Source organism: Streptomyces sp. NPDC006140, assembly GCF_040628815.1.
GTDB lineage: Bacteria > Actinomycetota > Actinomycetes > Streptomycetales > Streptomycetaceae > Streptomyces.
In genome coordinates, this window is sequence record NZ_JBEXTS010000003.1 from 77155 (window position 1) to 90047 (window position 12893).

General features: G+C 70.1%; 11 protein-coding genes. 1 reads left to right on the forward strand and 10 read right to left on the reverse strand.

Annotated features, from left to right (window positions below; all coding sequences use genetic code 11):
* Positions 1–28 precede the first annotated feature (28 nt).
* From ABZ386_RS09810 to ABZ386_RS09840, 7 genes are all read right to left on the reverse strand, one after another.
* A complete protein-coding gene (locus tag ABZ386_RS09810) occupies positions 29–1234 on the reverse strand; it encodes an acyl-CoA dehydrogenase family protein (protein WP_190050162.1) in 1206 nt (401 codons plus the stop codon).
* A 2-nt stretch (positions 1235–1236) separates the two neighbouring features.
* Complete coding sequence (locus tag ABZ386_RS09815) at positions 1237–1749, reverse strand: MaoC family dehydratase (protein WP_033309326.1); 513 nt, start codon at positions 1747–1749, stop codon at positions 1237–1239.
* A gap of 5 nt (positions 1750–1754) precedes the next feature.
* The gene (locus ABZ386_RS09820; protein ID WP_351343214.1) at positions 1755–2717 is read right to left on the reverse strand and encodes a CoA ester lyase; all 963 of its coding nucleotides are present in this window, start codon (positions 2715–2717) and stop codon (positions 1755–1757) included.
* A complete protein-coding gene (locus tag ABZ386_RS09825; protein ID WP_355719887.1) occupies positions 2714–4762 on the reverse strand; it encodes a protein meaA in 2049 nt (682 codons plus the stop codon). Before ABZ386_RS09825 ends, ABZ386_RS09820 begins: the two co-directional genes overlap by 4 nt.
* A gap of 17 nt (positions 4763–4779) precedes the next feature.
* The gene (gene ccrA, locus ABZ386_RS09830) at positions 4780–6123 is read right to left on the reverse strand and encodes a crotonyl-CoA carboxylase/reductase (RefSeq protein WP_114256309.1); all 1344 of its coding nucleotides are present in this window, start codon (positions 6121–6123) and stop codon (positions 4780–4782) included.
* Between the two features lie 381 nt (positions 6124–6504).
* On the reverse strand, positions 6505–7314 hold the full coding sequence (locus ABZ386_RS09835) for a TetR family transcriptional regulator (RefSeq protein WP_198678341.1): 810 nt from the start codon (positions 7312–7314) through the stop codon (positions 6505–6507).
* Positions 7315–7450: 136 nt separating this feature from the next.
* Positions 7451–9256, reverse strand: coding sequence for a 3-hydroxybutyryl-CoA dehydrogenase (locus ABZ386_RS09840; protein ID WP_351343209.1), 1806 nt, complete (start codon positions 9254–9256; stop codon positions 7451–7453).
* A 394-nt stretch (positions 9257–9650) separates the two neighbouring features.
* Here ABZ386_RS09840 and ABZ386_RS09845 point away from each other — a divergent pair, with 394 nt between their 5' ends.
* Positions 9651–10226 (forward strand): adenylosuccinate lyase, encoded by a 576-nt coding sequence (locus ABZ386_RS09845; RefSeq protein ID WP_114256312.1) that lies wholly within the window; start codon positions 9651–9653, stop codon positions 10224–10226.
* Positions 10227–10230: 4 nt separating this feature from the next.
* On the opposite strand, the gene ABZ386_RS09850 is transcribed toward ABZ386_RS09845, so the two are convergent.
* The 3 genes from ABZ386_RS09850 to ABZ386_RS09860 all read right to left on the reverse strand — a co-directional run bounded on the left by ABZ386_RS09850 (position 10231) and on the right by ABZ386_RS09860 (position 12804).
* Positions 10231–10728, reverse strand: a complete 498-nt coding sequence (locus ABZ386_RS09850) for a GNAT family N-acetyltransferase (RefSeq protein ID WP_358964498.1) — start codon at positions 10726–10728, stop codon at positions 10231–10233.
* Positions 10729–10748: 20 nt separating this feature from the next.
* On the reverse strand, positions 10749–11147 hold the full coding sequence (locus ABZ386_RS09855) for a RidA family protein (protein WP_355728884.1): 399 nt from the start codon (positions 11145–11147) through the stop codon (positions 10749–10751).
* A 61-nt stretch (positions 11148–11208) separates the two neighbouring features.
* Positions 11209–12804 carry an alpha/beta hydrolase gene (locus tag ABZ386_RS09860; RefSeq protein ID WP_358964500.1) on the reverse strand — a complete coding sequence of 532 codons (1596 nt, stop codon included), beginning with the start codon at positions 12802–12804 and terminating at the stop codon, positions 11209–11211.
* Between the last annotated feature and the right edge of the window lie 89 nt (positions 12805–12893).

A 12893-nucleotide genomic window follows, 5' to 3' on the forward strand; every position in this document is an offset into this window, starting at 1 on the left:
TCCAAGAAAACACCCCGCATCCGGACATCTAGCCCTGGAATCGATACTCTTCGAGCAGCCGCCTGCCGATGATCATTTTCTGGATCTCGGCGGTACCTTCACCGATGAGCAGCATCGGCGCCTCGCGGTAGAGGCGTTCGATCTCGTACTCCTTGGAGAAGCCGTAGCCGCCGTGGATCCGGAAGGCGTCTTCGACGACCTCCTTGCAGTACTCGGAGGCGAGGTACTTCGCCATCCCAGCCTCGAGGTCGTTTCGCTCCCCGGAGTCCTTTTTGCGTGCTGCGTTCACCATCATCGCATGGGCGGCCTCGACCTTGGTAGCCATCTCGGCCAGCTTGAACTGGATCGCCTGGTGCTGGGCGATCGGCTTCCCGAAGGTGTGACGCTGCTGCGCGTACTGGACGCCCAGTTCGAACGCACGCTGAGCGACGCCGCAGCCACGCGCCGCCACGTTGACGCGGCCGACCTCGACGCCGTCCATCATCTGGTAGAAACCACGGCCGGTGACCCCGCCGAGCACACGATCCGCAGGAATCCGCAGGCCATCCATGATGAGTTCGGTGGTGTCGACCCCCTTGTACCCCATCTTGTCGATCTTGCCGGGGATGGTGAGGCCGGGGCGGACCTCGCCGAAGCCCGGCTCCTTCTCGACCAGGAAGGTCGTCATCGACTTGTGGGGCGCGGTGCCCTCGGGGTGACCTTCGTCACTTCGCACCAGAACGGCCACCAGGGAGGACGTTCCGCCGTTCGTGAGCCACATCTTCTGGCCGTTCAGGACGTACTCGTCGCCGTCCCTCACCGCCTTCGACGTGATCGCCGAGACGTCCGAGCCGAGGCCCGGCTCCGACATCGAGAAGGCGCCCCGGATGTCGCCGGCCGCCATCCGCGGCAGGAAGTGGTCCTTCTGCTCCTGCGTGCCGTGCTGCTTGAGCATGTACGCCACGATGAAGTGCGTGTTGATGATGCCGGACACCGACATCCACCCGCGGGCGATCTCCTCCACGCACAGCGCGTACGTCAGGAGCGACTCGCCCAGACCCCCGTACTCCTCGGGGATCATCAGGCCGAACAGGCCCAACTCCTTCAGCCCGTCGACGATCGCTTGCGGGTACTCGTCGCGGTGCTCCAGCTCGGTCGCGACCGGGATGATCTCCTTGTCCACGAAGTCGCGGACGGTGGACAGGATCTCCTGCTGGACGTCCGTCAGACCGGCGGTCTGGGCGAGTCGCGCCATGGCTACTTCTCCTGCTCTCGCAGCTCCGGGCGGCCGGGCTGCTCGCCGCCGCGCTCCTTGATGTACGTCTCGGTCGGCACCATCACCTTGCGGCGGAACACGCAGACCAGCGTGCCGTCCTGCTTGTAGCCCTTGGTCTCGACGTGCACGATGCCGCGGTCGTTCTTCGACTTCGACGGCCACTTGTCGAGCACGGTCGTCTGGCCGTAGATCGTGTCGCCGTGGAAGGTCGGCGCCACGTGCTTCAGCGACTCGATCTCCAGGTTGGCGATGGCCTTGCCGGAGATGTCCGGCACGGACATGCCGAGCAGCAGGGAGTAGATGTAGTTCCCGACGACGACGTTCTTGCCGAAGTCCGTCGTCTTCTCCGCATAGTTCGTGTCCATGTGGAGGGGGTGGTGGTTCATGGTGAGCAGACAGAACAGGTGGTCGTCGTACTCCGTGACCGTCTTGCCCGGCCAGTGCTTGTACGTCGCCCCGACCTCGAACTCCTCGTAGGTGCGTCCGAACTGCATCGCGCTCAGGCCTCCGGGATCTCGAACGTGCTGGTGCGCCGCATGCCGGCGGCGCGTCCCTTGCCCGCGATGACCAGGGCCATCTTGCGGCTGGCCTCGTCGATCATCTCGTCGCCGAGCATCGCGGAGCCCTTCTTGCCGCCCGCCTCGGACGTGTAGTACTCGTACGCGTCCAGGATCAGCTCGGCGTGGTCGTAGTCCTCCTGGGACGGCGAGAAGATCTCGTTGGACGCCTCGACCTGGCCCGGGTGCAGCACCCACTTGCCGTCGAAGCCGAGCGCGGCGGCGCGCTGGGCGACCTCGCGGTAGCCGTCGACGTTGCGGATCTGCAGGTAGGGGCCGTCGATCGCCTGGAGGTTGTTGGCGCGGGCGGCCATCAGGATCTTCATCAGGATGTAGTGGTAGGCGTCCGCCGGGTAGCCGGGCGGCTGCTCGCCCACGACCAGCGACTTCATGTTGATCGAGGCCATGAAGTCGGCCGGGCCGAAGATGATCGTCTCGACGCGCTGGGAGGCCTGCGCGATCTCGTTGACGTTGTTCAGGCCCTGCGCGTTCTCGATCTGCGCCTCGATGCCGATCTTGCCGACCTCGAAGCCCATGGTCTTCTCGATCTGGGTCAGCAGGAGGTCGAGGGCGACGATCTGCTGGGCGTCCTGGACCTTCGGCAGCATGATGCAGTCGAGGTTCTGGCCGGCGCCCTCGACGACCGTGACGACGTCGCGGTACGTCCATTCGGTCGTCCAGTCGTTGACCCGGACCACGCGCGTCTTGCCCGTCCAGTCGCCCTCGTTGAGGAACTTCACGATGGTGTGCCGCGCCTCGGGCTTGGCCAGCGGGGCGCAGGCGTCCTCCAGGTCGAGGAAGACCTGGTCCGCCGGGAGGCCCTGGGCCTTCTCCAGGAAGCGCGGGTTCGAGCCCGGTACCGCCAGGCAGGAACGCCGGGGGCGAAGGCGGTTGACCGTGGTCATGCGGGGACCTCCAGGGGGTCGAGCTGGTTCGCTTTCCGGATCTCGTCGACGATGCGGCCGATGATTCCGGTGATGTCGAAGTCCTTCGGGGTGAAGACCGCGGCCACTCCGGCTGCCCTGAGCTGCTCGGCATCACCGTTCGGGATGATGCCACCGGCGATCACCGGTATATCTGTGGCACCGGCCACACGGAGCCGTTCGAGGACGTCCGGCACCAGCTGGGCGTGCGAGCCGGACAGGATGGACAGCCCGACCGCGTGCACGTCCTCGGCGAGGGCCGCGTCCACGATCTGCTCGGGCGTCAGCCGGATGCCCTGGTAGACCACCTCGAAGCCGGCGTCCCGCGCGCGCACCGCGATCTGCTCGGCGCCGTTGGAGTGCCCGTCCAGGCCCGGCTTGCCGACCAGGAAGCGCAGCTTGCCCACGCCCAGGTCCTTGGCCGTCAGCTCCACCTTGCGGCGCACCAGGGCCAGCGTGCTGCCCTCCTCGGCGGGCACGGCCACCGGCGCGGAGGAGACGCCCGTGGGCGCCCGGAACTCGCCGAACACCTCGCGCAGTGCCCCGGCCCACTCGCCGGTCGTCGCGCCGGCGCGGGCGCACTCCAGGGTGGCCTCCATGAGGTTCTCCGTGCCGCGGGCGGCCTCCTTCAGCCGCTCCAGGGCCTTGCAGGGCCGCGGGTGGTTGAAGGGCGGCTGGTAGCGGCTGTCGCGCCACTGCTGAAGCGCCTCGATGACCCGGGCCTCGACCTCCGGGTCCACCGTCTGGATCGCGGTGTCCAGGTCGGCGGTGAGCGGGTTCGGCTCGGTGCCCTCGAAGATGTTGACGCCGACGATCTTCTCCTGGCCGGACTCGATCCGGCCCCGGCGCTCGGCGTGCGAGGCGACCAGCTGCGACTTGAGGTAGCCGGACTCGACGGCCGCCATCGCGCCGCCCATCTCCTCGATGCGCTCCATCTCGGCGAGCGCCGCCTCGACCAGTCCCTCGACCTTCTCCTCGACGACCTTCGAGCCCTCGAAGATGTCGTCGTACTCCAGCAGGTCGCTCTCGTAGGCCAGCACCTGCTGGATGCGCAGCGACCACTGCTGGTCCCAGGGGCGGGGCAGGCCGAGGGCCTCGTTCCAGGCGGGCAGCTGCACGGCACGCGCGCGGGCGTCCTTCGACAACGTCACCGCCAGCATCTCCAGGACGATCCGCTGGACGTTGTTCTCCGGCTGGGCCTCCGTCAGGCCGAGGGAGTTGACCTGGACGCCGTAGCGGAAGCGGCGGTGCTTGGGGTTCTCGATGCCGTACCGCTCACGGGTGATCTTGTCCCAGATGCGGCCGAAGGCGCGCATCTTGCACATCTCCTCGATGAAGCGGACGCCCGCGTTCACGAAGAACGAGATGCGGCCGACGACATCGCCCATGCGCTCCTGCGGCACCTGGCCGGAGTCGCGCACGGCGTCGAGGACGGCGATCGCGGTGGACATCGCGTACGCGATCTCCTGGACCGGTGTGGCACCCGCCTCCTGCAGGTGGTAGCTGCAGATGTTGATCGGGTTCCACTTCGGGATGTGGGAGACCGTGTACGCGATCATGTCCGTCGTCAGGCGGAGGGAGGGCCCCGGGGGGAAGACGTGGGTCCCCCGGGACAGATACTCCTTGACGATGTCGTTCTGGGTCGTGCCCTGGAGCTTGGTGATGTCGGCGCCCTGCTCCTCGGCGACGACCTGGTAGAGCGCCAGCAGCCACATGGCCGTGGCGTTGATGGTCATCGAGGTGTTCATCTGCTCCAGGGGGATGTCCTGGAACAGCCGGCGCATGTCACCGACGTGCGCGATCGGCACGCCGACCCGGCCCACCTCGCCGCGGGCGAGGATGTGGTCGGAGTCGTAGCCGGTCTGCGTCGGCAGGTCGAACGCCACCGACAGACCCGTCTGGCCCTTGGCGAGGTTGCGCCGGTACAGCTCGTTGGACGCCTCGGCCGTGGAGTGACCGGCGTAGGTGCGCATGAGCCACGGCCGGTCCTTCTCCCGCCTGCCGTCGGCGGGCTGACGCTCAGTCATCTATGACCCCGGGTGTCTCAGATGTTGCGGAAGCGGTTGATGGCGTCGATGTGCTGCGCGCGCTTGGCCTCGTCGCGCACGCCCAGGCCCTCCTCAGGGGCCATGCACAGCACGCCGACCTTGCCCTGGTGCAGGTTGCGGTGCACGTCGTAGGCCGCCTGGCCGGTGTCCTCCAGGGAGTACACCTTGGACAGGGTCGGGTGGATCTTGCCCTTCGCGATGAGCCGGTTGGCCTCCCAGGCCTCGCGGTAGTTGGCGAAGTGCGAGCCGATGATCCGCTTCAGCGACATCCACAGGTAGCGGTTGTCGTACTCGTGCATGTAGCCCGAGGTCGAGGCGCAGGTGGTGATGGTGCCGCCCTTGCGGGTGACGAAGACGCTCGCGCCGAAGGTCTCGCGGCCGGGGTGCTCGAAGACGATGTCGATGTCCTCGCCGCCGGTGAGTTCGCGGATGCGCTTGCCGAAGCGCTTCCACTCCTTGGGGTCCTGGGTGTTCTCGTCCTTCCAGAACTTGTAGCCCTCGGCGTTGCGGTCGATGATCGCCTCGGCGCCCATCGAGCGGCAGATCTCCGCCTTCTGCGGCGAGGAGACGACACAGATCGGGTTGGCGCCGCCGGCCAGCGCGAACTGGGTGGCGTAGGAGCCGAGTCCGCCGCTCGCGCCCCAGATCAGGACGTTGTCGCCCTGCTTCATGGCGGCGCCGTTGCGGGAGACCAGCTGCCGGTAGGCGGTGGAGTTGACCAGGCCCGGGGCGGCGGCCTCCTCCCAGCTGAGGTGGTCCGGCTTGGGCATCAGCTGGTTGGACTTCACCAGCGCGATCTCCGCGAGGCCGCCGAAGTTGGTCTCGAAGCCCCAGATGCGCTGCTCCGGGTCGAGCATCGTGTCGTTGTGGCCGTCGGACGACTCCAGCTCGACGGAGAGGCAGTGCGCGACGACCTCGTCACCGGGGCGCCAGGCGTTGACGCCCGGGCCGGTGCGCAGGACGACGCCCGCGAGGTCCGAGCCGATGATGTGGTACGGCAGGTCGTGGCGCTTGGCCAGCTCGCTGGTGCGGCCGTAGCGCTCCAGGAAGCCGAAGGTGGACAGCGGCTCGAAGATCGACGTCCACACCGAGTTGTAGTTGACCGAGGAGGCCATGACGGCCACCAGGGCCTCGCCCGGGCCCAGCTCGGGCAGCGGCACCTCGTCCAGGTGGATCGACTTGCGGGGGTCCTTGTCGCGCGTGGCGAGCCCGGAGAACATCTCCGTCTCGTCCTTGTGCACGGTGATCGCGCGGTACGACTCGGGCAGCGGGAGGGCGGCGAAGTCCTCCGACGTGGAGTCGGGCGACTGGATCGCGGCCAGGATGTCCTTCACGGTCACGGTGTTGCCTCCGGCGGTGAGCGCCCTGAGGGAGGGGCGCCGATGGGTACGTCGGTGCTGCTGAGGGTTCGAGGGTGTGCCGTCGGTTCGGCGGTGGTGCTGTTCGGCAGCGCTGGTGGCGCGGGAGGTTGCCTGTGACGCAGGCGTCCGGGGCGGACGGGCGCGAGGCCCGTTGGGACGTCGCCCGGACCTCTTCAACGTATGACACCGCGTGTCACCCCGCAAGGCACTGAGTGCCAGAACTTGCTCTCAGATGAAATCTTTACGTAACAAATGAGCGATGATCGATCGAATCGAAGCTTCAAGGGCCTGCAAAACGGCCCCTGACATGCCAAAACGGCCACCCCGTGGGGTGGCCGTCATCACACAGCAGGAGAGGGTTCAGCGCTCCTTGAGGGCCTGCTCGATCGTCCGCATGACCTCGTCCAGAGGGGCGTCGGTGCGGGCGACCGTCACCAGCACCTCGCCCTGCGCCGAGGCCGTGGCGACGGCCGGCTGCGGTTCCGTGGAGCGCCCGGCTCCGATGCCCGAGCCGAAGGTCTTGCGCACGATCGCGAAGGCGTGGTCCAGCTGCGCCTCCACGTCGCCCTGCCCGCCGGCCCTCAGCCAGCGCCGCAGCACGTGGTTGTGGGCGGTGACCACGGCGGACGCGGCGACCTCGGCCAGCAGCGGGTCGTCGTTGGCGTCGTCGGCGTGCGCGCGCTCGTCGAAGTGGCCGAGGAGATAGCGGGTGAACAGGCGCTCGTAGCGGGCCACCGACGCGATCTCCGCCTCGCGCAGGGTGGGCACCTCGCGGGTCAGCTTGTAGCGGGCGACCGAGATCTCCGGCCGGGCCGCGTACATCCGCATGACTTCCTTGATGCCGCGGCACACCGTGTCGAGCGGATGCTCGTGCGCGGGCGCGGCGTTGAGCACCGCCTCGGCGCGGATCAGGGTGTCGTCGTGGTCGGGGAAGATCGCCTCTTCCTTGGAGCGGAAGTGGCGGAAGAAGGTGCGGCGCGCGACCCCGGCCTGGGCCGCGATCTCGTCGACGGTGGTCGCCTCGTACCCCTTGGTCGCGAACAGCTCCATCGCGGCGGCCGCCAGTTCCCGGCGCATCTTGAGCCGCTGGGCGGCGGCACGGGAGCCTGCGGCACTCTCCGGCGCGTCGGTCGTAGCTGGTGTACGTGCGGACTTGGCGGGCTGGGACATGCCCTGAACGTACTGCATGTGCGCAGCTCGGTGCGCATGACCTGGTTCTCCGCCCCCGCCGGAGGGGGGCGGGAACCGGTCCGGGCCGAGCAGGCCGCCCCACTCGGAGCCGGACCGGAACCAGTCGCCGGGACGCTCAGCGCTTGGCATATTCGCGGAAACCACGGCCGGTCTTGCGGCCGAGGCAGCCCGCGGCCACCAGGTGCTCCAGCAGGGGCGCCGGGGCGAGGCCCGGGTCGCGGAACTCGCGGTGCAGGACCTTCTCGATGGCGAGCGAGACGTCCAGTCCGACGACGTCCAGCAGCTCGAACGGGCCCATCGGGTAGCCGCCGCCCAGCTTCATCGCCGCGTCGATGTCGTCGAGGGACGCGTAGTGCTCCTGGACCATCTTGATCGCGTTGTTCAGGTACGGGAACAGCAGCGCGTTCACGATGAAACCGGCGCGGTCCCCGCAGTCGACGGCGTGCTTCCTGATCCTGCCGCAGACCTCGCGGACCGTCGCGTGGACGTCGTCGGCGGTCAGCACCGTCCGGACGACCTCGACCAGCTTCATGGCCGGCGCCGGGTTGAAGAAGTGCATGCCGATCACGTCCTGCGGGCGCGAGGTGGCCCGGGCGCAGGCGACGACCGGCAGGGACGAGGTGGTGGTGGCCAGGACCGCGCCCGGCTTGCAGACCTTGTCCAGCGCGGCGAACAGCTGCCGCTTGACCTCCAGGTCCTCGGCGACCGCCTCGACGGCCAGGTCCACGTCCGCGAAGTCGTCGTACGTGCCCGTGGCGGTGATGCGGTCCAGGGTCTCGGCGGCGGCCTCGGCGGTCAGGCGGCCCTTGTCGACCGAGCGGGCCAGGGACTTGCCGATCCGGGCCTTGGCGGCCTGCGCCTTCTCCTCGCTGCGGGCCGCCAGCACGACCTCGTACCCGGCCTTGGCGAAGACCTCGGCGATCCCGGAGGCCATCGTCCCGGAGCCCGCGACACCGACCGAGCGGACCGTGCGGCCGGCGACCGTGTCGCCGCCCTCCCGCGGGGTGAGCGCGTCCGGCACGACCGTGCCGCTGCCCGGCGCCTCGTACGTGTAGAAACCGCGCCCCGCCTTGCGGCCGGTCAGACCCGCCTCGCTGAGCTGCTTGAGGATGGGTGCGGGGGCGTGCAGCCGGTCGCGGGAGGCGGCGTACATGGCCTCCAGGACCGTGCGGGCGGTGTCGACGCCGATCAGGTCGAGCAGCGCCAGCGGACCCATGGGCAGACCGCAGCCGAGCCGCATCGCGGCGTCGATGTCCTCGCGGGAGGCGTACTTCGCCTCGTACATCGCCGCCGCCTGGTTCAGGTAGCCGAACAGCAGGCCGTCGGCGACGAAACCGGGCCGGTCGCCGACCGCGACGGGCTCCTTGCCCAGGTCGAGCGCGAGGTCGGTGACCGCCGTGACGGCCGCCGGGGCGGTCAGCACCGAGGAGACGACCTCGACCAGGCGCATCGCCGGGGCCGGGTTGAAGAAGTGCAGGCCCAGCACCCGCTCGGGACGCGCCGAGTCGGCGGCCAGCCGGGTGACGGACAGGGCGTTGGTGCCGGTCGCCAGGATGGTCTCGGGGCGCACGATCCCGTCGAGCTCCCGGAAGATCTGCTGCTTGACCTCGTACGACTCCGGCGCGACCTCGATGACCAGGTCGGCGTCGGCCGCGGCCCGCAGGTCGGCGGAGGTGCGGACGCGGCCCAGGATCTCGGCGCGCTCCTGCTCGGTGAGCCGCCCGCGCTCGACGCCACGGGCCGTGGAGGCCTCCAGGGCGGCGACGCACTTCGCGGTCTGGGCCTCGCTGATGTCGATGCCGACGACCTCGCGGCCGGCCTTGGCGAGGACCTCGGCGATGCCGGTGCCCATCGTGCCGAGGCCGACGACGGCGACGGTCCGCAGCGGGGACAGGGACGGGTCGGAAAGGGGAGTGGCCATCGCGGGACTCCAGGATGAGGGTGACGACGGGGAACGCCGCCCGGGTGCGCCGAAGGCGGCCCGGCGGGAAGCCGGACCCCGGGCGCACCGGGTGCGTGTGAAGTGCGGGTGTGGCCGGGCTGCGAGCGCACACGCCCGGTGCCGTCTCCACGGGCGTGCACACGCCCGGAGAGCATCGGCCGTTCCGACCGGCCCTGTCCCGGGGCCGGGCCGTACTGCGGTACCTGAGGCACCGAACCGACTGCTCTCACGGTGGCCGCGTCACCAGACCACCGCGAGGAATGCGAGTGGGTAACTCGCTCGTCTGAGCTTAACTGGCGGGTAACGAGCGCGCCAGCCCCCGTGTTTGTGATGTACGTCCCGCGCGGCTCGCGGCCCGCCTAACCTCTCCGTCATGGACGAAGAGTTGCGATCACTCACGGAGCGCTTACGGCAGGAGTCGGGGGCGTCGCCCGCGTTCGAGCGGCTCGTGGCGACCGACGACCTCGACGCCCTGGCGGCGGTGCTCACCGAACCCGGGCAACCGCTCTGGGCGCGGGAACTGGCCGCGTTCCGGCTCGGTCTCGCGGGGGACCGGCGGGCCTTCGAGGCCCTGGTGCTGCTGCTCAACCACCGCGATCCACCGCGCTGCGCCTCCGCGGCGTACGCGCTGGCCCGACTCGGCGACCCGCGCACCGCCCGCGCGGCCGCAGCCCTCGCCACCAACGAGCTGCGCGTCGCCTACGCCCTGCACCCCGTGCGCCTCCTGGTCGAGCTGCGTGCCCCCGAGGCCGTACCCGCGCTGATCACCACCCTCCAGCGCCGGCTGCGCCCGCACGATCCGTACCGCCGCGTGGCCCTCGCCTGCGTGGACGGACTGGGCGCGCTGGGGGACGGCCGGGCCAGACCCGTGCTGAACGAGGCCCTGGCGCATCCGGCGCTGGCCGAGGCGGCGGTGCGGGCGCTGGGGCGGATCCCGAGGCAGCGGTGAGGGCTCAAAGCGCCCTGCTGTAGCGCACCTCCGGGACGGCGACGCCCTCCACGTCGAAGGGCTCCTCCGCGCCGTCCGCCCGGAAGCCGGCCCGTTCGTAGAAGCGGCGGGCCCGGACGTTCTCCTTCAGCACCCACAGCAGGAGACGGCCGTGGCCCGCGGCGGCGCAGCGCGTGAGCGACTCCGCGAGCAGGGCCTGCCCCGCGCCCTGCCCGAGGTGGTCCGGGTGGACGTAGACGGCGTACAACTCGGCGTCGTCGGTGAGGACTTCGCCCTCCCGGTACGGCCCGTGGCAGGCCCAGCCGACGACTTCGCCGCGCGCGTCCTCGGCGACCAGGTTCACCACCCGGCCGTCGGCCCGCGCGAGACGGGTGCGGTGCCGCTCGGCGTCCTCCGCGACGCTGAGTCCGTCGAGGTACGACTGCGGGATCATCCCGCGGTATGCGTGCTGCCAGCCGCGGACGCGGATCTCCGCGACGCGGTCGCAGTCAGAGAGGGTCATCTCCCGGACGCGCGGGCCCGTCACGGCGCCACCACCGCGAACGCCTCGATCTCCAGCAGGAACTCGGGGCGGACCAGCCCCGCGACCCGCACCGCCGACGCGGCCGGCAGCCGGTCGTCGGGTATGTGCTCGGCGCGGGCGGCCCGGATCGCGGGCATGTGGGCCATGTCCGTGACGAAATAGGTCAGTTTGACGACGTCGTCGAAGGTCGCCCCGGCGGCGGCCAGGCAGCGTCGGAGGTTCTCGAAGACCTGGCGGGCCTGCGCCGCCGGGTCGCCCTCGCCGACCGGTTCGCCCCGCTCGTCGAGCGCGAGCTGACCGGAGACCGCCACGAAACGGCCCGTGCCCATGACCACGTGGCTGTACTGGGCCGCGGCGGCCACTCCGGCGGGGGCGGGGATCCTCGTCAGCTCACTCATGGGTCCATGGTGGACCATGGGTCTGACAGGGCCCGCCCCCGACGGACGGCCCGTCAACTGCTCAGCCGCGGAAGCCGAGCAGGCCGTGCAGCGTCGAGCCCTTCGAGGAGGCCGACCCGGCCTTCGCCGAGGGCCCCTCGGCCGACGCCGCCGGCTTCGGGTCCGGCAGCGCCGCGCACACCGCGTCCGCCTCGCCGTACCCGCGCGGCACGGTGCCGTCGGTCAGGTACGCCGCCAGGTGCTTGTCGAGGCAGGCGTTGCCGCTCAGCGTGATGCCATGGTTGCCGCCGCCCTTCTCGACCACCAGGCTGGAGCGGGCCAGCAGATGGTGGACGGTGACGCCGCCCTGGTACGGAGTGGCCGCGTCGCCGGTCGCCTGGAACAGCAGCACGGGCGGCAGCTTGCCGTTGGCGACGTTCACCGGGCGCAGCGAGTCCGTCGGCCAGAACGCGCACGGCGCGTTGTACCAGGCGTTGTTCCAGGTCATGAACGGTGCCTTCTCGTACACCGCCCAGTTGTCCTTGCGCCACTGCCGCCAGTCACGCGGCCAGCCGGCGTCCCGGCACTGCACCGAGGTGTAGATGCTGTAGCCGTTGTCGCCGGAGGCGTCCACCGCGCCGAAGTCCTCGTACGCGTCGACCAGCGGCTCGGGGTCCTTGTCGTTCACGTACGCCGCGAACGCCTCCGCCAGGTCCGGCCAGTAGCCGTTGTAGTAGCCGCCCGGGATGAAGGTGTCCTCCAGCTCCGAGGCGCCCACCGTGCCGCCGGCCGGCTTCTTCGCCAGAGCGGACCGCATCGCGTACCACTTGGCCTCGACCTCCTCCGGATCGGTGCCCAGCCGGTACGTCGCGTCGTGCTCGGCGACCCAGGCCAGGAAGGCGCGGTGGCGGTCGTCGAAGGCCACGTCCTGGTTGAGGTTGGCCTCGTACCAGACGTCCGTGGAGTCGACCACCGAGTCGAGGACCAGGCGCCGCACCCGCTCCGGGAAGAACTTGGCGTAGACCGCGCCCAGGTAGGTGCCGTACGAGTAGCCGAAGTAGTTGATCTTCTTCGCGCCCAGGGCCTGCCGGATCGCGTCCATGTCGCGTACGGCGCTCGTGGTGTTGACGTACGGCAGCAGGTGCCCGTACTTCTCGCCGCAGGCGGCGGCGAAGGACTTGGCGCGGTCGAGGTTGGCCTTCTCGATCGCGGGCGTGCTGGGCAGCGAGTTCGGGCGCACCGGGTCGAAGTGGCCCGGCTTGCAGTCCAGGGCGGGCTGGCTCGCTCCCACGCCGCGCGGGTCGAAGCCGATGACGTCGTACTGGGCCGCGACCTCCTTCGGCAGCGCGGACGCGACGAACCCGGCGAGCGTCAGACCGCTGCCGCCGGGACCGCCCGGGTTGACCAGGAGCGGGCCCTGGTAGGTCTTGGCGGTGTGCGGGACGCGGGACAGGGCGAGGGTGATCTGCTTCCCGTGCGGCCTGCGGTGGTCGAGCGGCACCTTCAGCGACGCGCACTGCAGCGTCGGGTAGTTGTCGGTGGCGCAGTTCTTCCAGGTGAGCTTCGCGGTCTGTACGGAGCCGGCGGTGCCGGGTGCGTTCGCCTCGGCGGGAACGGCCGTGAAGGCCCCGGCCATGACGACGGCGGCGCCGCACAGCGCGGCTGCGCGTTTTCTCATGGAGTCCTCCCAGGACGGCGGGATGTCGGGCCGCGAGGGTCACCGTCCTCGCCGCATCGTCCCGGAAAGCGGTCCCGGAAGAACGCATT